This window comes from Vibrio sp. B1-2, assembly GCF_963888445.1.
GTDB lineage: Bacteria > Pseudomonadota > Gammaproteobacteria > Enterobacterales > Vibrionaceae > Vibrio > Vibrio anguillarum.
Map to the genome: position 1 here is coordinate 128,775 of NZ_CAWPJH010000001.1, position 24,719 is coordinate 153,493.

At 45.4% G+C, this 24,719-nt stretch carries 17 protein-coding genes and 1 riboswitch; of the genes, 14 read left to right on the forward strand and 3 right to left on the reverse strand.

Features of this window, described 5'->3' with window-relative positions; translation table 11 throughout:
- Nucleotides 1–13: 13 nt before the first annotated feature.
- From AACQ75_RS00550 to AACQ75_RS00575, 6 genes are all read left to right on the forward strand, one after another.
- Nucleotides 14–712 carry a 1-pyrroline-5-carboxylate dehydrogenase gene (locus tag AACQ75_RS00550; RefSeq protein WP_170889220.1) on the forward strand — a complete coding sequence of 233 codons (699 nt, stop codon included), beginning with the start codon at nt 14–16 and terminating at the stop codon, nt 710–712.
- A gap of 68 nt (nt 713–780) precedes the next feature.
- A complete protein-coding gene (gene putP / locus AACQ75_RS00555; RefSeq protein WP_019283022.1) occupies nt 781–2,271 on the forward strand; it encodes a sodium/proline symporter PutP in 1,491 nt (496 codons plus the stop codon).
- Nucleotides 2,272–2,486: 215 nt separating this feature from the next.
- Nucleotides 2,487–2,714 (forward strand): hypothetical protein, encoded by a 228-nt coding sequence (locus AACQ75_RS00560; protein WP_013868195.1) that lies wholly within the window; start codon nt 2,487–2,489, stop codon nt 2,712–2,714.
- 218 nt (nt 2,715–2,932) lie between these two features.
- Nucleotides 2,933–4,822, forward strand: a complete 1,890-nt coding sequence (locus AACQ75_RS00565; protein WP_170889221.1) for a methyl-accepting chemotaxis protein — start codon at nt 2,933–2,935, stop codon at nt 4,820–4,822.
- Between the two features lie 221 nt (nt 4,823–5,043).
- A complete protein-coding gene (locus AACQ75_RS00570) occupies nt 5,044–5,526 on the forward strand; it encodes an Lrp/AsnC family transcriptional regulator (protein WP_010317305.1) in 483 nt (160 codons plus the stop codon).
- 21 nt (nt 5,527–5,547) lie between these two features.
- Nucleotides 5,548–6,963 carry an aldehyde dehydrogenase family protein gene (locus tag AACQ75_RS00575; protein WP_170889222.1) on the forward strand — a complete coding sequence of 472 codons (1,416 nt, stop codon included), beginning with the start codon at nt 5,548–5,550 and terminating at the stop codon, nt 6,961–6,963.
- Here the strand turns inward: AACQ75_RS00575 and AACQ75_RS00580 are convergent.
- The gene (locus tag AACQ75_RS00580) at nt 6,960–8,858 is read right to left on the reverse strand and encodes an SgrR family transcriptional regulator (protein ID WP_170889223.1); all 1,899 of its coding nucleotides are present in this window, start codon (nt 8,856–8,858) and stop codon (nt 6,960–6,962) included. The genes AACQ75_RS00575 and AACQ75_RS00580 overlap by 4 nt on opposite strands.
- 145 nt (nt 8,859–9,003) lie before the next feature.
- On the opposite strand from AACQ75_RS00580, the gene AACQ75_RS00585 reads away from it, so the two are divergent.
- The 3 genes from AACQ75_RS00585 to AACQ75_RS00595 all read left to right on the forward strand — a co-directional run bounded on the left by AACQ75_RS00585 (nt 9,004) and on the right by AACQ75_RS00595 (nt 10,882).
- Nucleotides 9,004–9,141: a hypothetical protein gene (locus AACQ75_RS00585; RefSeq protein ID WP_013868191.1), complete on the forward strand. Its 138-nt coding sequence runs from the start codon at nt 9,004–9,006 to the stop codon at nt 9,139–9,141.
- A gap of 182 nt (nt 9,142–9,323) precedes the next feature.
- A riboswitch (FMN riboswitch) is annotated at nt 9,324–9,480 on the forward strand.
- Nucleotides 9,481–9,572: 92 nt separating this feature from the next.
- Complete coding sequence (gene ribB, locus AACQ75_RS00590; RefSeq protein WP_094502058.1) at nt 9,573–10,229, forward strand: 3,4-dihydroxy-2-butanone-4-phosphate synthase; 657 nt, start codon at nt 9,573–9,575, stop codon at nt 10,227–10,229.
- Between the two features lie 170 nt (nt 10,230–10,399).
- Nucleotides 10,400–10,882 carry a YehS family protein gene (locus tag AACQ75_RS00595; protein ID WP_170889224.1) on the forward strand — a complete coding sequence of 161 codons (483 nt, stop codon included), beginning with the start codon at nt 10,400–10,402 and terminating at the stop codon, nt 10,880–10,882.
- A gap of 129 nt (nt 10,883–11,011) precedes the next feature.
- Here AACQ75_RS00595 and AACQ75_RS00600 read toward each other — a convergent pair whose 3' ends face one another.
- Nucleotides 11,012–12,673, reverse strand: a complete 1,662-nt coding sequence (locus AACQ75_RS00600) for a methyl-accepting chemotaxis protein (RefSeq protein WP_170889225.1) — start codon at nt 12,671–12,673, stop codon at nt 11,012–11,014.
- Between the two features lie 291 nt (nt 12,674–12,964).
- Here AACQ75_RS00600 and AACQ75_RS00605 point away from each other — a divergent pair, with 291 nt between their 5' ends.
- Complete coding sequence (locus AACQ75_RS00605) at nt 12,965–13,321, forward strand: YibL family ribosome-associated protein (protein ID WP_170889226.1); 357 nt, start codon at nt 12,965–12,967, stop codon at nt 13,319–13,321.
- 62 nt (nt 13,322–13,383) lie between these two features.
- Here AACQ75_RS00605 and malT read toward each other — a convergent pair whose 3' ends face one another.
- Complete coding sequence (gene malT / locus AACQ75_RS00610) at nt 13,384–16,092, reverse strand: HTH-type transcriptional regulator MalT (protein ID WP_170889227.1); 2,709 nt, start codon at nt 16,090–16,092, stop codon at nt 13,384–13,386.
- 587 nt (nt 16,093–16,679) lie between these two features.
- Here malT and AACQ75_RS00615 point away from each other — a divergent pair.
- The 4 genes from AACQ75_RS00615 (at nt 16,680) to AACQ75_RS00630 (ending at nt 24,593) form a co-directional block, all read left to right on the forward strand.
- Nucleotides 16,680–19,133: a glycogen/starch/alpha-glucan phosphorylase gene (locus tag AACQ75_RS00615; RefSeq protein WP_170889228.1), complete on the forward strand. Its 2,454-nt coding sequence runs from the start codon at nt 16,680–16,682 to the stop codon at nt 19,131–19,133.
- Nucleotides 19,134–19,234: 101 nt separating this feature from the next.
- The gene (malQ, locus tag AACQ75_RS00620) at nt 19,235–21,412 is read left to right on the forward strand and encodes a 4-alpha-glucanotransferase (RefSeq protein ID WP_170889229.1); all 2,178 of its coding nucleotides are present in this window, start codon (nt 19,235–19,237) and stop codon (nt 21,410–21,412) included.
- Between the two features lie 181 nt (nt 21,413–21,593).
- Nucleotides 21,594–23,783: a 1,4-alpha-glucan branching protein GlgB gene (gene glgB / locus AACQ75_RS00625; protein WP_170889230.1), complete on the forward strand. Its 2,190-nt coding sequence runs from the start codon at nt 21,594–21,596 to the stop codon at nt 23,781–23,783.
- A gap of 291 nt (nt 23,784–24,074) precedes the next feature.
- Nucleotides 24,075–24,593, forward strand: coding sequence for an Hcp family type VI secretion system effector (locus AACQ75_RS00630; protein ID WP_013868180.1), 519 nt, complete (start codon nt 24,075–24,077; stop codon nt 24,591–24,593).
- The last annotated feature ends 126 nt before the right edge of the window (nt 24,594–24,719 follow it).

A 24,719-nucleotide genomic window follows, 5' to 3' on the forward strand; every position in this document is an offset into this window, starting at 1 on the left:
CAGGAGAATTAGCATGGTTCATCAAGTAACACGTTTTTCTGACGCTTTTTCAGCATGGGAAAATTGGAATATCACCGATTTTGATTCTAAATGTGAGTGCTTACTTTCTTTTAAAAATCTACTAGAAAGCGCTATACCACAACTGGCAACAGTGATTTCTTACCATCTTCATCAGGCATCGGCGCTGTTGGCGCATTCGCATCAATTGATCGGTCCTACTGGAGAAACCAATGAGCTATACACCGCAGGTCGGGGCGTGGCTGTGATCATCCAAGGTGAACACAGTGATAAAGCGCAACAGGCGGTGGCAGCTCAGCTTTGTGCCGCTCTTGTGGCAGGCAATAGCGTCGTCTTATGTAGTGACGATGCGATGTTGATTCGAACACTGCAAGCGGCATTTGAGCAGTCAACACTCCCTACTAATCTCATTCAGTTTACGTCTTTTGATGCTTATCATCCGTTGATGGCGTCGGACGTTCGAAGTGTAGGTTACGTTGGGAACACTTCGGTTGAGCGTAGCCTCAACCGTCAGCTAGCTGATCGTAATGGTGCGATTGTCAGCCTAGTTTCTGAAACGGACTTGAGCGCGATCCCCGTGGCTCATGATCCTCACTTATCGTTGCGCTTTATTACCGAGCGTACTCGCACAATAAATATAACAGCAGTGGGTGGTAATGCGACCTTGCTTGAGCTTGGTAGCGAAACCCATTAATCCTTTCTGTTTTATCCTCTTCTTCGGAAGAGGACATGGAAGGCGATCTTTTAAAGAGGACAAACACAATGGAAAATAGCTTTGCTATTACAACCACCTTTATCCTGTATCTTATTTTGATGCTGGCTATTGGTGTGGTTGCATACCTTCGAACGAAGAACTCCGCAGATTATTTCTTAGGAGGGCGATCACTGGGCCCTTGGCCTGCGGCTTTATCGGCGGGTGCATCTGATATGAGCGGTTGGTTATTGCTCGGTTTACCTGGTTACGCGTACGCCGCTGGTATTGAGGCTTTCTGGCTAGCGGGTGGCTTATTATTGGGCACATGGGCTAACTGGTTAGTGAATGCTAAGCGCTTGCGCACTTATAGCATCACGACAGATTCATTAACATTACCTGAATTTTTATCACGCCGTTTTAATGATAAATCTAAACTGATTCAAACCATTTCAGCCTTCTTTATTTTGCTGTTCTTCCTCTTTTATACCAGTTCTGGCCTTGTGGCTGGTGGTAAACTATTTGAAACGGTATTTGGTTTAGATTATTCAACCGCAGTTATTATTGGCACCATTTGTGTGGTCTCCTACACACTGTTTGGTGGATTTTTAGCCGTTTCTTGGACTGACTTAGTGCAAGGCCTATTGATGGCAGCGGCATTAATGATTGTGCCAATCGCGGCAATCAACGGTGGTTTGGGTCAACTGAGTCAAGATCTATCCGCAATAAACCCAGAGCTACTGACGCTGTGGCATGATGTGAAAGGTGAGCCGTTAACGGGCGTTGCCATTATCTCATTGATGGCATGGGGGCTTGGTTATTTTGGTCAACCCCATATTTTGGCGCGTTTTAAAGCGTCTCGCTCAAATAAAGATCTCACCACAGCACGTCGTATTGCGGTCATTTGGACCGGTTTATCCATGGCGGGAGCCTTGTTGGTTGGCTTAGTTGGGCTTGTTTATGTGACGAACACCAGTTCGCTGGAGCTGGCAGATGGTGAAAAAATCTTCATGCTGCTAGTGAATGCGATTTTCCATCCAGTTATTGCAGGTATTTTGCTTGCGGCTATTCTTGCGGCAATTATGAGTACCGCTGACTCGCAATTATTAGTTTCTTCCTCTGCGTTAGCGGAAGATTTTTACAAGCAAGTCATCAAGCAAGATGCAACGTCGGAGGAGATAGTTCGTGTTGGCCGATTTGCTGTGATTCTAATTTCTATCGTTGCGTTAGTGCTGGCCATGACACCAGATAGTTCCGTGCTCGGTTTAGTTTCGTATGCATGGGCGGGTTTTGGCGCCGCATTTGGCCCTGCAGTGGTATTGAGCCTTTATTGGTCTCGAATGAACCGCAATGGTGCACTAGCCGGCATTATTGTTGGTGGCGTGACAATTGTGGTTTGGAAACAACTGTCTGGCGGTTGGTTTGATGTGTATGAAATTGTTCCTGGGATCATCTTCTCTGTACTTGCGATCGTTGTGGTGAGCTTAGCGACAGCTGAACCCGAAGAGAGCGTGAGAGCACAGCACGTGACCTTTAAAAAGCAGCTGGTTGAACTAGATTGACATTCATACCGTTGTTCAATAACTAGCCCCTTTCTGAGGGGCTTTTTTGTACAGGTTAGATTGTGTAGTGTGCTTAGCAGAAAATAAGGAGATTGGGATGGACGTTTTTTGAAGATAGCTCACGAAACACACACTAAAGTTTGAGAAAAATGAACCTGTAGGCGCAAAATGTGTCAATTATCAATAATGATGCAAATTGTAGGGATTATTGGACCATGTCAAAAGCTTATTGCACCTGTTGTCGTAAAGAGACACCACATAAAGTCGTGATGAAGCGCTGTCAGTCAGAACCTTGTTCAACGTGGCAAGGTGTTCAAAAGTTTTTTGCGCTCATTATACAAGGTGAACCTCATTACAAAATGGAAAAGCAAGGTTTTTGCCGAGTATGTAATCACCCATCAACATTAAGCCACACCGACTTCTCACGCGTCCGCGTTCTCTAAATACTTCCAGCACTGCGCTAAGTTTTTTGGCGTAGTGCGCCTCTCGCTCAAAAGATAATTTTGCTTTTATTCGGCTGACTAAGTTTGATTTAGTGCACATTCACGTGCCGTTCTATTGCACGAGTGTCAAGTATTGGGAACTTAGGCAAAGTAATAATCCATAGTTGTAATACTCTCAAGCCCATTACTTTGGTGAACAAGCTTCAAGGAGCATTGCAATGCAATTGAGTTTAAAGAGAAAAATGGTGTTCTCTGTGGTTGCTGCTATTACATTGACAGCCGCTGCATTGGTTATGGTTGGCTATCAAACCTTTAAAACCGACAGCTGGAGAGCGATTGAGAGTGAAGCGCGTAATACATTACAGGCTCATGCAAAAGGGATTGGTGACTGGTTTAATGGCAAACAAAAAACGCTGCTAGGATTAAAAAACGAAATCGAGCGTAATCCACAATTAGACATTGTTCCTCACCTACGCCAAACCTTGGAGTCTGGTGAATTTGGGCTGAGTTATTACGGTAATGAACAGGGCGATATGATCCGCAATGACGGATCGCGTAACCAAAATGGTTATGATCCTCGTGAGCGTGGTTGGTATAAAGAAGCCAAAGTCGCGGGTAAACCGATCACAACCGCCCCCTACGTCAGCGTTACCATGCAAACCTTAGTGGTGACATTGGCAGAACCTGTCCGTCAAAATGGCCAACTGATTGGCGTCGCCGCTTCCAATTTAGCTTTGGGTAAATTGATCAAGGACGTCTTAGCTATTGAGGTTCCCGGGAAGGGCAATGCTATTTTGGTGAATACCAAGGGGCTAATTGTTGCCCATCCCAATCAAGAGCTTATTTTAAAACCTACCCAAGAAATGGCCTCACAACTGACCATTCAAAGCATATCAGAGGCGGCAAATTCTCAATTACCACTCTTTGTTGATATTGATGGTCAGGCCAAAGTATTGATGGCGCAAAGTATTGAACATACTGACTGGCTGTTGGTTATGGTGATGGACAAAACTGTTCTTGAACAGCCACTCAATGACATGCTATTGAAACAGAGCTTGATTGGCTTGATGATTTTAGTGATCTTGGCATTAGCGACCTCATGGTTCGTCGCTCGTCAGTTGAATGAGTTGAGTAATATTGCTCAAGCTTTGTCAGATATCGCCGAAGGTGATGGCGATTTAACCCGTCGTTTAGCCGTTCGCAGTGACGATGAAGTCGGTATCTTAGCGGATAAGTTCAATAAATTTGTCGATCGCATCCATGTCATGGTGCAAAGCGTGCGTGATGTTTCCGTTTCCCTTAACCAAGGAGCGACACAGGCTGCGAGCTCAGCCAGTCAACGTAGTGAACGGATTCGTACTCAACAAGATGAAATTACTATGGTTGCAACTGCGGTAACTGAAATGGCATCTGCGACCGCTGAAATCGCGGGCAATGCTGATAATACCGCTAAAAATGCCAATGAATCGGTTGAGCTTGGCGCACAAGGCTATCGCCAGATGCAACAAAGTAAACAGTCAATCAATCAGTTAGCACAAGAGCTTAGCAGTGCTGTGGGCATCATTGGTGAATTAGAAGTGCACGCTAATGAGATTTCAACCATTCTGTCGACCATTCGCTCGATTGCAGAGCAGACAAATTTGTTGGCCTTGAATGCGGCGATTGAAGCGGCGCGCGCCGGAGAGCAAGGCCGTGGCTTTGCCGTTGTAGCTGATGAAGTCCGAGTGCTTTCTCAGCGTACTCATGCCTCTACCGAGGAGATCCAGTCTAAAATTTCCGGTTTGCAAAAGGTAACGAGCAATGCTGTTTCTGTCATGACGGAAAGTCATAAACTGGTCGAAACAAGTGTGCAAGATGTGAACCATACAGGAGAAAGCTTACACGCAATCAGCGAAGCCATTCAGATGATCAGTGATATGGCGACACAAATTGCATCAGCAGCAGAAGAGCAATCTTTGGTGACAGCGGATATTAATGGCAACACCGAATCGGTACGTGAAGTCAGCGACCAACTCGCCAGTGATGCGCAAAATGCAGTGCAACAAGCTCATGAAATGCACCGTTTAGCGAATGAGTTAGATAAAGAAATTTCTCGTTTCAAACTGTAATCATCTCAACGTACTCAAAGTAAAGAGGCGATAAATAGATTACAACCAAGAAAGTGGGTGCTTGCTCACTTTCTTTTCCTTTTTTCTCCTCAGTCTTTTTATTCTAACGTTCCTCTATTCTATGTGATTTATATCACAATGCCTTGTGATGATAGGTTGGTTTAACGCTGTAAGCCATTATTGTATGCCATATCACTTTTTTTTGAGCGCCGTGCAAAACCATGAGCCTAGACCGCATCGACCAACAGATCTTACGTATTTTGCACAGTAAAGGACGGCTTCCCGTTGTTGAGCTAGCAAAGTTGGTGAATTTAACCACATCTCCTTGTTCTGATCGTGTCAAACGCTTAGAAAAGGAAGGGTATATCAAAGGCTACCATGCAGAACTTTGTCCAGAAAAGTTAGGTCTGGATGTACAAGTGTTCATTCATATTCGATTGGATCAAACCAGTTTCTCTATTTTTGAGCGCTTTTCACAAGCAGTGGCGGACATCCCAGAAATTGAAGCATGTTATTCATTGTCCGGTGATTTTGACACCATGATCAAAGTGAGAGTGAAAGATATGAAAGCCTACCAAAGTTTTATGTCTGGCAAGTTGGGGACATTGCCGGGAGTGATTCAAACGCGCAGTGAATTTGTGATTGAAGAACATAAAGCCAGCTTTGGCATTAATCCTGAGCTCATTTCCAAGACGCTGCCTTAGCTGCGAATGAGGTGAAATACGGTGCAAGAAACAGAACAGCAACAGCCCTTAACTAAAGACGTTACGACACTTTTTACTAGGTTAAAACAACAGACAATAGCAGAGCCGTATCCTAGCCTTGAGCAAAGACGTATTTGGTTGCAGCGCTTAAAAACCGCGTTACTCAGTGAACAGGCCGCGCTCGTTGAGGCCTTAAATCAGGATTATGGTTATCGGAGTCGCTTTGATAGTACGGTTTGCGATCTGTTACCGGCCGTTTCACACATTAATTACACGCTAAAACACCTCAAATCGTGGACAAAATCGCAATCGCGTCATGCAGGTTGGCTATTACTGCCGTCGACAGTGAGCGTTCACTATCAACCCTTGGGTCTTGTGGGGGTGATTGTACCTTGGAATTTTCCTATCGTGCTCAGCATGGCTCCATTAGTCACCGCATTGGCAGCAGGTAATCGCGCTATGGTCAAATTGAGCGAACATACGCCCTGCACCAACCAAGTGTTGATGCGTATTTTTGCGACGGTCGATGAAGCGGTTGATACTGTAGAAGGTGGGGCTGACGTTGCCGCACAGTTCAGTGCGTTACCCTTTGATCATCTGTTATTTACGGGGTCAACACCGGTAGGTAAATTGGTTGCCCAAGCGGCTGCGAAAAGCCTAACACCAGTAACGTTAGAGCTTGGTGGAAAATCCCCCGTGATCATTGCACCTGATGCTGACCTTGCGCGCAGCGTTGATAACATCATGCTTGGCAAAGCCATCAATGCAGGGCAGATCTGTGTCGCTCCTGATTATGTTTTACTGCCGGAAGGCAAACAACAAGCCTTTGTGGAGCTCTATCTGCAACGCTTTAAGCGCTATTTTTCCACTAAAGATGGCTACGATACGTCACATATTATTAATCAAACCCAGTTTGATAGGCTGCAACAATACTTAGACGATGCTAAACAAAAAGGGGCCACATTGCATCCCGTAGAAGGCGATGCAAAAGCGGGAACGTATCAATTTTTGCCTTGCTTAGTGACGAATGTGAAGGTTGATATGTTGTTATCCCAACATGAGATATTTGGCCCCATATTGCCGATATTGAGCTATCACAGTTTGGATGAAGCGATAGCTTATATCAACGTTCGCCCACGTCCGTTAGCTTTATATTTAATGAGTGATGATCACGAGGTGATCAAACAGGTTAGTACACAAACGCATAGTGGTGGCCTAGCTGTGAACGATACTCTGTTACATGTGGCCGCCGATGATGCCCCCTTTGGCGGTATTGGCGATTCTGGGGTTGGGCACTATCACGGGATTGAAGGTTTTAAGACCTTTTCACACGCCAAAACCGTATTGTTTTCTAAGCGTTGGTTGCCACGTAGCCAGTGGATGCTGCGTTATCGTTTAGTGATGCTGGCAATATTACGCAGGCTATTTATTCGCTAATCAATGGACCACACATTTTTAATATCAGGCCATCCCCAGTTGGTCAGTGCAACGTCTTTGAGCACACCCTGAAAACGTAATGTTTGCTTATGGTGGAACAAAGGGACGAGGCAGTATTCGTTGATCAAACTCGATGCTAGCGGTTCCAACGCGATAAGGTAGTGTGTCAATGGTGTCGTTGACCGAATGTCGATTAACGCTTTGAGCAGCCATTGGCTCTCTGCGGGGCCAATGCAATGGTGCAACATTGGGTTGCCAAATAAGTGGCTAAATGCACTGAAATGCCGATTGTCATCTAAATTAATATTGGTGATAACTATGGTTTCGTACAATTTGCCTTGCTGGGCCAGAAAATTCAATTCTCGGTAGGAGTAAATGTTGACGGCAGCAGTCAGCCCCATCTCCTCTAAAATATGTTTCACACCGAAGGCGCAATGAATCAGTACCGTGTAGTCATAGACGGCAATCGAGATTTGATTTGGCAGGTTTGCTTTAGGCGCTGGTGGTCGCACCACAGGTTGCCATACTGGCAGTAGGTTACTGGCAACGACGGCGTCAAACTTAGTTGGTTGTTGTGCTAAATAGTGCTCTAGTTTTTCTCCAGATATCTCGGTAGCTAGGTAGCGTTTCTGATTTTCATTAAGAGGTGAATGAGCACCTTGATTGAACAAAATAAACATGCAGCCATCTTCCACTCTTGATGACTGATTAGAGGTGATGATCGCCAGTTCTTCAACGTTACTCAGCTCTACATCGTGGTGGCAAGAGATGTTTTGTTGCTGATTTTTTTGTTTGATATGCATGCCTTGAGGGTACAACTCGTCTTCATTTAAAATCCAAATTGTGACGTGATCCGTTAAAGCTCGGCAGCCATAGAATTGGTCAAATGCGCTTAAAATGAGTTTGTGAGGTGAGTGATCTTGAACTTGAAATGGGCCACAACCTGTCACCATTGGGGAGTATGCATTGTTCACTTGGCTGGCTGGTTGAATTGAATATTTGACGCCAGAGAGCAACCCTGCAAATCCTAAATCAGATTGATTAAGAGAAAATACTACTTTTTGTGGTTGTGGTGCGCTTACATCAACCAAATGCGCGAGCTCTTTTTTGTACTCTTCCAAACTAGAGAGTTTGGCAAATAAACTCACGATCGTATTAGCATCAATCGGTGAGCCATCGTGAAACGCTAATCCGGGGCGAAGATAAAATACCCACTTAAAATGTTGCGCATCATACTCCCAGTGATGGGCTAATTCTGGATGAAAGCGTCCTTGTTCATCACACTGGATGAGGCAGCAATAGATTTGCCTGAGCAGAAATCGCTCACTACTACGTTGTATTTGATGGGGCACTAGCCGTTCAAATGGTCGTTTATACGTCAGTTGAATGTGTAAGCGACCTTCGCGAATAGATGCGCCGGAAGTACTTTGCAACAAACGCCCAAACACTACCTCATCATTATCCAGTATGGTTAAGGCTTTTTCATATTTCCCAGCCAAAATTTGCTCTTTCGCGAGCATTTGTTTGATTGTGTCTAAATCGAGGTTCAGGCGCAGTATCGAGCGTTGGTTACGTCCGACTTTGGGTTGCCACTTGAGCCAACCTTGTTGCTGCATTTTAGCCACCAGATTTCGTGCATGACGCGGTGAGGTGAATAAACATTCTGCAACCTGTGTTAACGACACTTTAATCTCTTGACCCACACCAAGCACGGTCAGGCGTGTGTAATAACGTAATAAAGTAAGATCAGACACTCGCAAATCCTCTGGATGAAAGGGAAGAGATAGGCAGTTCAGTTCTTCGCACGGCCTTGCGCTTTGCCCTCCTTTATGGCCAAGTTGTTTGGGTATAGTAGCGAATTTATGAAGAACTAAATAAGAAATATTAATGATCATTTGTTCCTCATTTATTGATTTTTAGTTTTTAAATATCGTTTTAAGGCTAATTTCGATGATATGAGGAATTAAAAAATAAAAAATTCTCAGTTTTTGTATTCCTTGTTTTGATTCACAATCAACGCATCGATAGCTGAGGAGGTGAATGATGAACGACCCCATAACGACTGACACCAAACAGCCAACACCGCTGGCGATCTATTACCGCCAGCGTTTAGAAAAATCACGTAACCCTATAGAGGTAATGGCGATTTTAGCTCTGATTCATTTATGTCACTGGTGACCATGAATAAAGGCATCTTGCATACCCTAAACTCTTGAGTTAGCTATGCTCCTGTTACCCCCCAACTGCATAATTGCAGGATGCCTTTCCTTTTCGATGCACATCACTTTTTCTTCGTCCTACTTTTCATCTTTATCGTAAACGACTACCATGACATCGCTTTTTTAAAGCCAATTTATATTTTAAATTCTCAGGGCGGGGTGAAATTCCCCACCGGCGGTGTGTTTGTTTTTTCAGTTGAGAAGGCAGATAAGCCCGCGAGCGCTCGATGTATCGAGGTCAGCAGATCTGGTGAAAAACCAGAGCCGACGGTTATAGTCCGGATGAGAGAGAATGAAGAGACGCCAGTTAGTTCGCTAGCTGGTGCAATTTGTTTTGGATTTGATCCCTCATAGCAGCCCTGATTCTGGTGATTTTTTAGGAGTACAACCATGAATCAGCTATCTCTACTTGCCAAATTTGGCGACCCTATTACTCGTGTTGAAAACGCACTGTCTGCGCTTAAAGAAGGGCGAGGCGTGTTGTTGCTTGATGATGAAGATCGTGAAAATGAAGGCGATATCATTTATGCGGTTGAGTCACTGACCACACAACAAATGGCACTGATGATCCGTGAATGCAGTGGCATCGTCTGCCTATGTTTGACCGATGAACAGGCTAATCAACTACAACTGCCCCCGATGGTAATGCATAACAATAGCGCAAACCAAACCGCTTTTACTGTCTCGATTGAAGCAAAAACAGGTGTAACTACGGGCGTTTCAGCGCAAGACCGAGTGACCACAATAAAAACCGCGGCCCGCTTTGATGCTAAAGCCGATGATCTTGCACGCCCCGGCCATGTTTTTCCACTTCGCGCTCGGGCGGGAGGTGTTTTGGCTCGTCGTGGGCATACAGAAGGGACGGTTGATCTTATGCAAATGGCGGGTTTAATGCCTGCGGGCGTATTGTGTGAACTCACCAATCCTGACGGTTCCATGGCCAAAACACCCGAGATCGTTGCGTTCGGGCAAAAGCACAATATGCCTGTATTGACGATTGAAGATATGGTGTTGTATCGAACAAGATTTGATTTGAAATTAGCCTAACTGTGATGGCCCAGAGAGATAAAGCTTCTTTGGGTCAGTCGCCATCTTCTCTATTATTCGGCATCTAATAAAATCGATAGGTAGCTGATCGCTCTTCTGCTACAGTGGCGCGCTATTTCTTCACAGTCTGTCATCTTGATGGCACTGGAAATCTAACCCTAGGATCTATTTTGACCAATAACGATATTTTACGCCGTATTCGCTACACTTTTGATTTTAAAGACTCAGCTATGGTTGAGATTTTTGCGGCGGCGGACGGCTGCGTTACTCAAGAACAAGTGACTACTTGGCTAAATAAAGAGACGGAATCTGTATTGAGTGATGCGGATCTAGCGATATTTCTCAATGGCTTAATCAATACAAAGCGTGGTAAACGCGATGGTGAACAACCTCAGCCTGAAACACGCTTAACCAATAATATGATTTTCATGAAATTGCGTATTGCGCTGGATATGAAAGCAGAAGATATTTTAGACACATTAGCTTTCATCGATTTTCGTTTAAGTAAGCACGAGCTCAATGCATTTTTCCGCAAGCCTGACAATAAACACTACCGTGAATGTAAAGATCAGATCCTGCGTAACTTTTTAATGGGTGTTCAGCGTCAACTGCGTCCAGAAGATAAACGCGAATATCAAGAAAAAATCGATTAAACCAAAGAAATCTCCTGTAAGTCATTAGGGATCTCTTCATTGAAAAAAGCCATGTCGACATGGCTTTTTTACTTAGTGATCAACGATCTTCATTCTGACGCTTACGAATATCAGTTTTACCTCTTCTTGCTAAACTTTAAAGCGGTCTACCAACTCATAGAGTTCGTTGGCTCGGCTATTCAGCTGTTGGCTACCCGCTTGGTTCTGATTAGCCAGTTCAGCCGATTGACTACTTTGATCAGATATCACCACAATACGCTCTGATATCTCTTGCCCAACAATACTTTGCTCTTCTGTTGCAGTTGCGATCAGTGCGTTCATATCCATAATCGTGGCAATAGAGTCTTGAATTTTTTGTAATGCTGTCGATGCGGCATTGGCTTTTTCTACGGTGCTTAAGCTACGACTTTGGCTTGAATCCATCGCTTTAACTGCGGCATCAGAGGCATTTTTCAGTTGCCCGATCATGGCATGAATTTGCCCTGTACTGTCTTGGGTACGGCTGGCTAATTTTCGGACTTCATCCGCTACCACGGCAAATCCTCGTCCTTGCTCGCCTGCGCGAGCTGCTTCAATAGCTGCGTTTAACGCCAGTAGATTGGTTTGTTCCGCAATATCTTGGATAACCGCAAGTAGAGACGAAATGTTTTTCACATCGCCTTCCAGTTTTGAAATCACAAGGCTCGCTTCAGCGACCTCTTTGGCGAGATCCTGTACCGATTGTGCGGCTGAATCAACAATTTCATGGGCATCTTTGGCGTTGTCGTCAGCATCTTTTGCCGATTGAGCGGCATGGTGGGCGTTGTTCGAGATCTCTGTTGCGGTGGTGGTCATTTCTGTCATCGCTGTCGCTACTTGATCGGTCTCTTCACGTTGCCCTGATGCAATGGCGTCAACTTGTTGTGCTCGTTGTGTCATGTCATTGGTTTCATCCACAACCTGTTGCCCAACTTGGTGCACGCGCGCAATGATACTTTGCAAGCTGGAGACAAAGGCATTGAAGTTATCACTTAATCTTGCAAATTCAGGGGCGTTGAATTTTTCCATTCTTGCAGTTAAATCAGCGTCACCGCTTGCAAATGAACGAATCGATAAATCAAATAGCTCGAGAGGACGCATGATACTGCGATTTAAAATGATGGCGAAAAAACCGACGATGAGGATAATGATCAAGCTCATCAAACCGATATTGACTAAACTGCTTTGCATATTTTCCGCAGCGAGTGTTTCCATGTTGGCGATTACGGCATCAATGTCATCGGTGTAAAAGCCAGTGCCTATCATTAGATCCCATTGTGGCAAATAGGTAGAATAGGCCAATTTAGGTAGTGGTGTCGTCTCTCCCGGCTTGGGGAAATAGTAGGTGGTGAATTTGCCGACTTTGGCATTTTTGATTAAATCTTGGATTAAATAGTTGCCATGCGTATCTTGCATGTTCCAAAAGTTATCGCCTAAACCAGCATTACTTTGGCCCAGTAGTAGTCGATCCCCTTTGCTATTGTAGCCAAAGATATAGCCACTATTTTCAAATGCGATGTCACGCAGTATGGTGATGGCTTCGCTGAGGGGAGCGTTCTTTTGTTTGAGTGATTTGAGCGCTGTATCGGCAATTTGCAGATATGAACGCAGCTCATTTTGTTTCATCTCCATCATGCTAGCGCGGGTAGCAGCCATTTGTTCGTGATTCAGTTTTTGTGTTTCTGAAAAACTGAGATACATCATACTTAACGAAATAATCAGTAGCGGAACAATGGATAGCACGTAGAGTCTTTGGCGAATAGTCAGGCTCATGGTTATTTCCTGTTGTTATGTTATTGGCCTTGGTACTTTAACTGACGGTTGACATGCTCGTTGTTGTTATAAATATAGCTTAGCTAAGTTTGCGGCACCGCGTCTTACAAAGAGCATATTTTCATATGAAAAATGGGTGTTATGTCAAATTGGAATGCTAAGTAGAGTTGTTATGCCCTCTATGACTTGCCAGTGGCTTTCATTTCACTGGTTTAAGCTTAATTTCTATATAGAGTATAGATAGGCTGTGATATACTCCGCGCCCACTTTACTTTCGAAGAGCCAGTGACCATGAGCCTGAAAAATGAAATTCAACAACTCAATAACCGTTTAGATACGTGTCGCCATAAGCTCGATGCGGCTAAAGGTCGTGGCGATCAAGTAATGAACAGCAAATTTACCGATGAAGTAGAACAACTGACGAAAAAGCTCGCTCAAGCAAAACACAAGCAAAATTATACGGTGAGCAAAGAGCGTAAGAGTTTGCTCGATATGCCATTTTCTCGTGAGTTGACCAAAGCCGAACAGGCGGATTTAGGTCAATTGAAAAAGTCAGTTAAAGGTTTAATCGTGGTACACCCGATGACAACAATGGGCAAAGAACTGCGTTTAGAAGTGATGACTGGTTTCGCTCCAAAAACCTTCTAACCATCATTTTTTACGACAGAAAAGAGCCAGATAATCTGGCTCTTTTTGATCGTACCTGCGACTCAATAGCCCATAAGTTGCAATAAATTCTCGGCGGTGTGGATTGCCTCTTTGCGGTTAGCAATATTCAGTTTTTGGTATAGGTTGCGGATGTGGGTTTTGATGGTGGTTCCTGCGACATCCAACTCTTGTGCAATTTGTTCATTGCTAAACCCAGAGTAGATAAGCCCCAAGACTTGCCATTCACGTTGAGTGAGTGGGCTGGTACGAACCAGTTCGGGAATATTTGGGTGATTAACCAGCTTCTCAACAAACTCTTCGTCGAAATGGACTGATCGGCTGCGCTGAGTGGTAGAGATCTCTTTCATTAACTGTTGTGCGCGGTGGCGTTCCAGATCTCCCAATTCGGATCGGCTAGAGAGTTTTTCCAATAAGTGGCCGATCTGCGAACCATCGGTTAAAAAGTTACCCACCATACCCGTCTGATTGGTTAACTGTAGCGCCTCTTTGAGTTTTTCTTTCGCCCCTTCTTCGTTGTGCACTGTGGTGGCTAGAACGGCTTCGAGGATCAAATTACGGTTTAGGTCAGTAATCAACTGATAAGTTTGCGCTTCGTGCTGCATAAACGTCAAAGTTTGAGTCGCATCTTCCAAATGACCTAAGTGAATCTGAACTCGAGCAATATTGCGCCATTGAAGCTGTGAAAAGTGATTGCATGCTTTTTCTGGTCGAATGGTGGTCTTGAGCCACTGCAACATTGCTTCATCATTGCCACGAGCTTGCCAAAATAGAATCAGTGAGAGCGAAGCATTCGCCGTCCAGTCTACGTGATAAGTCGATTGTTTCAGTAAGTGCTGTATTTGTTCGATGAACTTACCCGCTTTATCGAGTTCACCACGGCCAATAGCAATACGCGCCAGCATTGAATAACTGTGCAGATGCTTGCTTGGAGAGTGGTTGCCCAATACGCGTAGTCCTTTATAAGCGCACTCTTCCGCTTCATCCAAGCGGTTCCAGCACCACAGGATTTGGGCACGTATCCGTAGTAAGAACTCATGTAATGGCACTTGCTGTAATTGCTGCTCTTCAATTAATTTGAAGGCAATATCTTGTACTTCAAAAGCGGCTTGCACATAACCTTGGGCAATCAAGATCTCGCTTTGCTGTAGTAATGCCCATAGCGCTTGGTGGTAAACCTGATACTGGCGTGCCAGCTTTTCGGTTTGTTGCATCATCGAGAGTGCGCGGCTTAATTGACCGAGCACGTGGTTCACTTCGCCGACGACTGAAGTGGCGACAATACGACTGCGGTAAACGGTGTGATCCAGTTGGCTGAGTGCTAACTCCGCCAGTTCTAAGGCTTTTTCTGGCTCATTTTGGTTGATCGCGACTTGAGCACGTAGGGCATTGAATTCGCCTTGTTCTTTGGTGCTTAGCTGAACATTGAGCGCTTTCATCTCGTTGGTCGATTTGGTTAGCAGATCCCCAACGTCAAAGTAGCGGTGCTGACTTTGAGCCAGCCAAGCTTGTAGCATACACAGTTTAGGCTCGCGATAGAGTTGGGCCGGAGAGAGTTGGTTAATGGCCTCTTCGAGAGCCAAAAGCTCGCCTTGGTTGAACATCTTCCAGCCAAATTGCGTCAAGATAGTAGCGAGTAAGTCAGTATCGTTGGCGAGCGTGGCGTGACGCAACGCTTGATGAGGTGTGGCTTCTTGCAACCAAGCGTGCGCGGCGGCACGGTGCAGATCGTGCTCCTGCTGCGGGATGCGCGCCAAGCGTTCATGAGAGAGGAATTCCGCAAATAAGTTGTGGAACCGGTACCAGTTGTGCTCACCTTCCAGTGGATAAATGAATAAACCATAGCGGTTGAGCGACTCAATCATGCTCAGCGCGTCGTCACGTTTGGTGAGTGCAGAGACTAACACGTCATTAAAGTGATCGAGCACCGAGCATTGCATCAAAAATTGGCGCGTTTCTTTATCGAGTAGATCAAACACTTCCTCAACTAAGTAATCCCATAAATGTGCATGATTAAACTGCGATACCGACTCCGCTGTCTGCGCCAACGTGCGCTTTTGGTGCTGTGCTTGTAAGGCAATCAATTGCAGTGCAGAGGGCCAGCCTTCGACATAGGTGCACAAGTTGTTGGCAGTATCATCATCCACGCCATCAGAGACCCGTTGATTAAAGAAGCGTGTTGTTTCTTCTGTATCAAAGGCGAGTAGCTCATTACCAATTTCTATCATCAAATCGCGTACGCGCAAGTTGGCCGTGCCTAATGGTGGTGTGGCACGGCTAGTGACGACCAGCGTTAGGTTGTCTGGCATGTGTTTGAGGAAAAAGCGCATCGCTTCGTGGATATCGTCATCGGCGATCAAATGGTAATCATCGAGAACCACATAGCACTCTTTGTTAAAGCCAGACATTTCCGAAAACACTTCACTAAATAACGAGTGTAAAGAAGAGAACTGGCGTCGCTCGGCCAGTTTTTGGGCATTTGGACAACTTTGCTGAGTCGCTTTATTAATCGCTTGCAGTAAGTAGTTGATAAATCGGAACGCATCATTGTCGCTTTCATCGATGCTATACCAACCCACATTGGTCTTGTCTGATAACCATTGGGCCGCCATGGTGGTTTTTCCATAACCTGCAGGCGAGCGAAATAGCACGAGTTTGTAGCAAGGTGCTTGGGCAAGCAGCTCTAACACACGCGGGCGAACTATGGCGTTGTGTAGGCGGCCGGGACGAGTAAGCTTAGAAGGTATCCACATCTTCCAGATTCCATTTATTGTTCTTGTTACTGACTTAAAAGCTGATCGCAGCTTTGGAGGCGCTTAGTAAGAAGAGCATCATTATTTAGGAGTACACAAGTGAACTATCACTCATTTTGTGTGGATGTTACTTGATGTCGTGACGCACGTTTATTGATCCATCCCGAGATTCTTGCAGGATTCACATTTACTCATCATCTACGCCCTGTAATTGTGACTTTAATCACTAAAACTTCTTTGTTATGCGCTATATAAAAACTGAGCATGTACAAAATCTCATGTAATTTGTAAATGAAGCTCATTTTTTTTGAGAGCCAATTCTCATATTGAGAGATTGATATTCCCGATCGAAACCTTAGCGTCATGAGCGGTATTTAGGCTAGTGAGCAAGGTGATGTGATCACAATCACTGCTTATGAACCGCTATGTGCAACGAATGAGAGATAGATCACTGCGACTCTGGTGCTCGCCCTCTACGCCCTGAGCCCTCCTCCTAAACGAGGTCATTTTTAGGAGGATGCCGACCTTGCGTAGCTGATGCACGATATGCTGAAGATGAATTAAAACGACTAAGTGAGATTTCGCTAATGAAACCTACGCAACAGAAGAAGTTTGATAAAGCTTCGTTCCAAGACAACGTAAAGAAACACCTGACTGCCACCTACGCTACCACCATTGAAAATGCAGATAGCCGTTCATGGTATCTCGCAATGGGGCGCGCACTGGCTGAATTAACGATGTTTGATCTACTCGAAACTGAGCAAGACGAGCGCATTGTTAACGCTAAGGGTCTGAACTACTTATCACTTGAGTTCTTGATTGGCCGTTTAACGGGCAACAACCTCATCAGCATGGGCCTGTATGAGCAAATCACGGAAGCGATGGCTGATTTAGGTCAGAACCTAACGGATTTATTAGAAGAAGAACGTGACCCATCCTTAGGTAATGGTGGTTTAGGGCGACTTGCGGCATGTTTCATGGATTCGTGCGCTGCGCAAGAGTACCCAACCGTAGGTTATGGTTTACATTATGAATATGGTTTGTTTAAGCAATCTTTTAGTGAGGGCCACCAACAAGAAGCTCCTGATGAGTGGCGTTGTATTGAAGGCTACCCGTGGGAAGTGGCACGACCACACCTAGCACAAGAGATTGGTTTTTACGGCCATGTTGACGTTATCAATGACAATGGCGTGGAAAAACGCCGTTGGATTCCGAGTATGTTTGTCCAAGCAATGCCTTGGGATTTACCGATCGTCGGCTATGAAAGCGACACGGTTTACCCACTTCGTTTATGGGAATGTCGCGCAATTGCGCCTTTCTCACTGGCTGATTTCAACAACGGTAACTACTTTGAAGCACAGCATGCCTTGATTGATGCAGGCAACATTACCAAAGTACTTTATCCAAACGATAACCACGAAAAAGGCAAGACACTGCGTTTGATGCAGCAATATTTCCATAGCGCGGCGTCAATGCGTGACATTTTGCGTCGTCATGCGGCGGCGGGTCATGACATTGCTGATCTTCCTAAATATCAAACCGTTCAGCTAAACGATACTCACCCAACGATTTCCATTCCTGAATTGATGCGTATCTTGATTGATGAGAAAGGCATGGGCTGGGATGAAGCATGGGCGATCAGCTCAAAAACGTTCGCCTATACCAACCATACGCTACTGCCTGAAGCACTCGAAACGTGGAGCGAGTCGTTGATCCAGCGTTTGCTTCCTCGCCATATGGAAATCATTTACGAAATCAACCACCGCTTCCTGCAAGAAGTACGAGCCAAGTGGCCGGGTGATGTGTCGAAACAGCAAAAACTCTCCATCATTCAAGATGGTTTCCACCGTGTAGTGCGTATGGCAAACCTTTGTGTGGTTGGCTCTTACGCTGTGAACGGTGTGGCAGCGCTGCACTCGGAGTTGGTAAAACGCGATCTTTTCCCAGAATTCCACGAGCTTTACCCAACACGTTTGCACAACGTAACAAACGGCATTACGCCGCGTCGCTGGTTGAAATTTTGTAACCCAGGTTTGTCGGCGCTTATTTCGGAAAAAATTGGCACTGAGTGGCCAGCGCACCTTGACCAGCTAGAAGCGATTGCGCAATACGCTGACGATGCGAAATTCCAAAAAGAGTTTATGGCGGTTAAGAAACACAACAAGCAGCGTCTGGCTGATTGGGTATCAGAGAACATGGGTATTGAGCTTGATACCAATGCCATCTTTGATGTGCAGATCAAACGCTTGCATGAATACAAACGTCAGCATTTGAATATGTTACATATTCTCTCTTTGTATCATCGTTTAGTGAATGACCCAACGTTCGATATGACGCCGCGCGTGGTGTTCTTCGCGGCTAAAGCGGCACCGGGTTACCACCTAGCTAAAGAGATCATCTACGCCATCAATAAAATTGCGGAAAAAGTGAATAACGATCCGCGCATTGGTAACAAGCTAAAAGTAGTTTTCATTCCTGATTACCGCGTGAGCATAGCTGAAATCATCATTCCTGCTGCCGATGTATCCGAGCAAATTTCTACCGCAGGTAAAGAAGCATCCGGTACTGGTAACATGAAAATGGCGCTAAATGGTGCTTTAACCATAGGTACGATGGATGGTGCAAACGTGGAAATTCGTGAGGAAGTGGGTGATGACAACATCTACATCTTCGGTTTGGAAGTGGACGGAGTCGAAGCGTTAAAAGCCAGTGGTTATAACCCATATGATTACTACAATGCGGATCCGCTGCTTAAGGCTTCACTGGATTTGTTGGTGGGTGAAGAATTTACCCCAGGCGCTCCGGGTAAATTGAAAGCCACGTTCGATAGCTTGCTTGATGGTGGTGATCCATACCTAGTGCTGGCTGACTTCGCTTCGTATGTACAAGCGCATCAGGCGATGGACAAGCAGTACCGTGACCAGGCTGGCTGGGCGAAGAAAGCGATTCTTAACACCGCGTTGGTGGGTAAGTTCAGCTCTGACCGCAGTATCCGTGACTACGTTAACAACATCTGGAAATTAGAAACCGTTAAACGTTAATTTTCAAGTAAGCCAAGGCCTTAGAGCCTTGGCTCTATGATGACTCATTATAATAAAACCCTACCCATTTGAAGGGGAAAGAAGTCCCTTCGGAGAAAGCGATGAAACAACTAAACGCATTAAAACAAGTAGCGGCGATGGCGAACATTGCCGACAGCTACATAAGCGCGTGGGGCGACGAAGCGAAAATGGAAGATGAAACCATTATCCGCTTATTGGCGTCTTTGGGCTATGACACAACCAATGATGAAACGCTGCTGAAATCAGCAGAAAAGAAACACAAGAAAGATGTATTAGATCCTGTTCTCGTTATTCGTGAAGGTGAAGCGGTGGAAGTGCCACTTTATCTAGGTGCCAGCGCACGTGAAAGCGAATTTAACTGGCGCTTAGAAACCGAGCAAGGAGAGGTACTTGAAGGCTATCTTCAATCGCAAGTCGTTCGTGATGAACGCGCTGAGGGTGGCCCTTTAGTGTTTGCATTGCCAAGCGATTTGGCATGGGGATATCACAAACTGTTGGTGACACGGAAACGCCGTAAAACACCGTATGAGCTCACGCTGATAGTGACGCCAAAAGCCTGTTACAAACAAGCACCTATTACTGAAGGTAAAAAATTGTGGGGCCCGAGTGTGCAGCTTTACACGCTGCGTACTCAGCACAACTGGGGTATTGGTGATTTTGGAGACTTAAAACAGTTAGTGGCGGATATTGCCTCTCGTGGCGGCGATTTTGTCGGCCTTAACCCGATTCATTCTCTCTTTCCTGCAAACCCTGAAGGGGCGAGTCCTTACAGCCCATCGTCACGCCGTTGGCTTAATATTTTATACATTGACGTGAGTTCAGTGCCTGAATTTGCTTTGAGTGCGGATGCGCAGCAAAAAGTAGGCAGTGCGGAGTTTCAGCAACGTCTTCAGAAAGTACGTGAAGCGCATTGGGTAAACTATACCGAAGTTGCAACATTAAAAATGAGTGTCTTGCCACTCCTGTTCACCGAATTTAAAAAACGCCATTTAGATAAAAATAGCGATCGCGCACAAGCCTTTTTGAATTTCGTTGAAGAAGGTGGTGAGAGCTTAGTGCACCAAGCGGCATTCGATGCGCTGCATGTCGATTTACATGCCCAAGATCCGAATGTATGGGGCTGGCCAGTTTTCCCTGAAAAATATCGTCGGTTTGAAAACAGCGCAGTACAGAAATTTATCGAAGACAATCAAGATAAAGTTCACCTATACATGTACTTGCAGTGGATTGCTGATGGCCAAATTAATGAAGCCCAAGCACTCGCGGAAGAAAAAGGCATGGCGGTCGGCTTATACCGCGACCTTGCGGTGGGTGTGGCTGATTCTGGCTCTGAAACTTGGGCTGATGCCGGTAACTTGATTTTAGACGCCAGCATTGGCGCACCGCCCGATATTCTTGGACCACTGGGTCAAAATTGGGGCTTACCACCGCTTAATCCACAAGTATTACAAGCAACCGCTTACGATGCTTATATCAAGCTACTGCGCGCCAATATGAAACATTGTGGTGCGCTACGCATTGACCATGTACTTGGTTTACTGCGCTTGTGGTGGGTACCAAAAGGTGAAAATGCCACTAAGGGTGCTTACATCTACTACCCAGTACAAGATATGCTCGCGATTTTAGCGTTGGAATCTCACCGCCATCAATGTAGCGTGATTGGCGAAGATTTGGGTACAGTACCTGATGAAATCGTCGATATTTTAGCCGACACGGGTGTTCACTCTTATAAAGTGTTCTTCTTTGAAACCGCAGAAGATGGCGGCTTTATCTCACCGAAACATTACGCCGCTCAGTCGATGTCGGCACTGTGCACACATGATATGCCAACGTTGCGTGGTTTCTGGCATTGCGATGATCTCAAAATGGGGAGCGAAATTGGTTTGTACCCCGATCAAGCCCAGCTCGAAGCCTTGTTTGAGGACCGTTTGAAATGTAAACAAGGCATTTTGGATTCGGTGGCATGGCATGGTTATTTGCCTGAGGGTGTGGGGCGCGATGCAAGCCTTGTTCCAATGGATTCGTATTTAAGTGAGGCGCTGCAATTGCACGTTGCATCTGGCGCATCGACCTTGTTAAGTATTCAGTTAGAAGATTGGTTGGAAATGGATAAACCCGTTAATATTCCGGGCACCGTTAATGAGTACCCTAACTGGCGTCGTAAACTTTCAATGAATTTGGATGAAGTATTTGCGCGTGATAATGTCAATCGCATTGCTGCACGTTTAACGGAAGTGCGAGCGAGTGTAAGTAAATAATCACTTACTGAATAAACCTTGATGTGGCTTAGTGTTATCTTTCTTAATCATGGCATGAAGAATTTTAGTCTAGGTCACTCAATGTAACAGCAGAGTTCGGTACACTGAACCTCGCTAGTATGCCCGCCATTTTAGCGGGCATTTTTATACGTTTAAAGAAAGTTAGGTTAGGAGTAGGGATATGAAAACAAAAAAGCTTTCAAAGCTAAAGCAGGCATATAGCCAACTTTCCCATGCATCATTTACAGATCCATTCTCATTTTTAGGCCCTTACCTTGCACCCGATCAAGGTGCGCTACGCGTTTGGATGCCGGGTGCCGAAAAAGTTGAGCTGGTGGTGGAAAATCAACCCCGCATTCTGCTTGAGCGTGAAGATGAGTCGGGTTTCATCCTAAAATCAAATATTGATTTACGTTTTACCAACTACCAATTGGCGGTCGATTGGGCAGGTGTCGAACAGCTCATCGATGACCCATATCAGTACCATGGTTTATACGCTGAATATGATGATTTACATACGCCGAAATCGATGTATCACCACATGGGTTCGCAGTTCGTGACCATGGAACGTGGTGGTAAACAAATCTCAGGTATCCGTTTTTTAGTCTACGCACCGCATGCCAAAGCGTGCAGTTTGATTGGCGCATTTAACCAATGGGATGGACGTCGTAATCCAATGCAGCGCCTTGATTACGGTATTTGGGGGATTTTCATGCCCAACTTACCCGAAGGTACGCAATACAAATTTGAATTGAAAGGGCCTCATGGTGAAGGGTTACCGCACAAAGCCGATCCTTGGGGTTACTACGCCGAGCAGTACCCTTCATTTGCCTCGGTAACATACGATCATCGTCGCTATGAATGGCAAGACCGTACGTGGCAAGCTCGCCCCATCACCGAAAAGCGCAAGCAAGCGCTCTCTTTCTATGAGTTGCACGTGGGCTCTTGGCGTCGTAATTCGGCGGGGGAATTTCTAAATTATCGTGAGCTGGCTGATCAACTGGTGCCTTATTTGGTGGATTTAGGCTATACCCATGTAGAGCTTATGCCCGTTTCTGAGCATCCATTCTATGGTTCTTGGGGCTATCAACCTGTTGGCTTATTTGCGCCAACGAGCCGTTTCGGTACGCCCGATGATTTTAAATATTTCGTGGATCAGTGCCACCAAGCTGGCCTTGGTGTGGTGCTCGATTGGGTTCCCGCACATTTTCCTGCCGATAGTCATGGCTTAGCCAATTTTGATGGCACCCCTTTGTTCCATGACCCTGATCCGCGCCGTGGTTGGCATCAAGATTGGAGTTCGTATATTTACGACCTTGGCCGCGAACATGTGCGCCGTTTCTTAGTCTCGAATGCGTTATATTGGTTTGAACAGTTCCATATCGATGGCATTCGAGTAGACGCCGTTGCTTCGATGCTCTATCTCGACTACTCACGCAGCCATGATCAATGGATCCCAAATGTGGATGGCGGCAGAGAAAATTACGATGCGATTGCCACCTTAAAGTGGATGAACGAAGAAGTGTACAAACACTTCCCGAATGCTATGACCATTGCTGAAGAATCAACAGCTTTTCCCGGCGTTTCAGCGCCAACCTTTATGGGCGGCTTAGGCTTTGGTTTCAAATGGAATATGGGCTGGATGCATGACAGTTTGGCTTATATAAAAGAAGATCCCGTCCATCGTAAATACCATCACAACGTCATCACCTTCCCGTTAGTCTATGCACACAGTGAAAACTATGTGTTGTCGCTATCACACGATGAAGTGGTGTATGGAAAAGGTTCGATCCACAACAAAATGCCCGGCGATGAGTGGCAACAAACGGCAAACTTGCGTGCTTATATGGGCTATATGTATGGCCAGCCGGGTAAAAAACTCAACTTCATGGGCACTGAATTTGGTCAAACGGCAGAATGGAATCATGATGACCAACTTCAGTGGTTCTTATTGCAGTTTGAACGCCATCAAGGAGTGCAGAATTTAACGCGAGATCTCAATAAGATGTATCAAGCCGAGCCTGCACTTTTTGAGTTAGACAGTGAGCCTCGTGGCTTTGAGTGGCGCTTACAAGATGCGGCCGATGCGAGCATTCTTGCGCATGAGCGCATGAGTGACTTTGGTGAACGTATTTTAATTATCACCAATTTTACCCCTGTTCCTCACCAAGCTTTTCGTTTAGGTATGCCTGTCAAAGGTGAGTATCAATTACTGCTTAATACAGATGATAGACACTATGGCGGTAGCGGTTTTGAAGTCAAAAACCGTGTACTGACGGAAAACGTTGAGAGTGAGGGTTTAGACCAATCTATTTTGGTCTGTGTACCGCCACTGGCAACTCTCTACTATAAGCTAGAGACAAGGGTATAGTTGTCAACCCCATTGCAATTTAATGAGTTGAATGGTTCCTTGTGAAGTCTCAACATCAAAATCCCGATTTACAGTGTGAATCGGGATTTTTACATCTGGCTGTCTCAGAATGAGGGTAAGTTTTTACCCATCGAAGCAATATCTTGCTCGTGCTGGGCAGGTTTTTGCTCAATCAAAAACACATACAATATAAGTGTTTGATTTTAAATGGTAATAGAGTTGGCACTGACTTTGCTCTATGACGAGTGAACTTGTTTCATACCATTCATCATTTAAAGTAAGGAATTTGCAATGCCAACTCCATGTTATATCTCTATCGAAGGCGAAACTCAGGGCCTGATCACTGCTGGTGCTCTGTCTACTGATTCAATCGGTGATGCGTTCGTTGAAGGTCATGAAGACCAAATGTTGGTTCAACAATTTGACCACGTTGTAACTGTACCGACTGATCCACAATCAGGTCAGCCTTCTGGTCAACGTGTTCACAAACCATTTAAATTCACCGTAGCGCTAAACAAAGCGGTTCCTCTTCTTTATAACGCACTGGCGTCTGGCGAGAAGATGAAATCGGTTGAGCTAAAATGGTACCGCACTTCTATCGAAGGTAAGCAAGAGAACTTCTTCACTACTACACTCGAAAGCGCGTCTATCGTGGACATTCACTGTGAAATGCCACACTGCCAAGATCCAGCGAACGGCGACTTCACACAAAACGTTACGGTTTCTATGTCTTACCGTAAAATCCTGTGGGATCACGTGAATGCGGGTACTTCAGGCTCTGACGACTGGCGCAAGCCTGTTGAAGCGTAATCACGCTTAGTTTTTGGGTCGCTCACTCGTGTTTCATGTCCTTGGGGTGAGTGGCCCACACCAAAACCTTAAGCTCAGTACGTAGCCTAGTTATGTATTGAGCTTAAGGTTTTTCGACATTCAAAT

Coding starts and splice junctions, on each gene's coding strand:
- AACQ75_RS00615 (WP_170889228.1), top strand. CDS start 16,680: ATGAAACCTACGCAACAGAAGAAGTTTGATAAAGCTTCGTTCCAAGAC.
- putP (WP_019283022.1), top strand. CDS start 781: ATGGAAAATAGCTTTGCTATTACAACCACCTTTATCCTGTATCTTATT.
- malT (WP_170889227.1), bottom strand. CDS start 16,092: ATGTGGATACCTTCTAAGCTTACTCGTCCCGGCCGCCTACACAACGCC.
- AACQ75_RS00585 (WP_013868191.1), top strand. CDS start 9,004: ATGATGAACGACCCCATAACGACTGACACCAAACAGCCAACACCGCTG.
- AACQ75_RS00570 (WP_010317305.1), top strand. CDS start 5,044: ATGAGCCTAGACCGCATCGACCAACAGATCTTACGTATTTTGCACAGT.
- malQ (WP_170889229.1), top strand. CDS start 19,235: ATGAAACAACTAAACGCATTAAAACAAGTAGCGGCGATGGCGAACATT.
- AACQ75_RS00560 (WP_013868195.1), top strand. CDS start 2,487: ATGTCAAAAGCTTATTGCACCTGTTGTCGTAAAGAGACACCACATAAA.
- AACQ75_RS00600 (WP_170889225.1), bottom strand. CDS start 12,673: ATGAGCCTGACTATTCGCCAAAGACTCTACGTGCTATCCATTGTTCCG.
- AACQ75_RS00630 (WP_013868180.1), top strand. CDS start 24,075: ATGCCAACTCCATGTTATATCTCTATCGAAGGCGAAACTCAGGGCCTG.
- AACQ75_RS00565 (WP_170889221.1), top strand. CDS start 2,933: ATGCAATTGAGTTTAAAGAGAAAAATGGTGTTCTCTGTGGTTGCTGCT.
- AACQ75_RS00605 (WP_170889226.1), top strand. CDS start 12,965: ATGAGCCTGAAAAATGAAATTCAACAACTCAATAACCGTTTAGATACG.
- AACQ75_RS00580 (WP_170889223.1), bottom strand. CDS start 8,858: ATGATCATTAATATTTCTTATTTAGTTCTTCATAAATTCGCTACTATA.
- ribB (WP_094502058.1), top strand. CDS start 9,573: ATGAATCAGCTATCTCTACTTGCCAAATTTGGCGACCCTATTACTCGT.
- glgB (WP_170889230.1), top strand. CDS start 21,594: ATGAAAACAAAAAAGCTTTCAAAGCTAAAGCAGGCATATAGCCAACTT.
- AACQ75_RS00550 (WP_170889220.1), top strand. CDS start 14: ATGGTTCATCAAGTAACACGTTTTTCTGACGCTTTTTCAGCATGGGAA.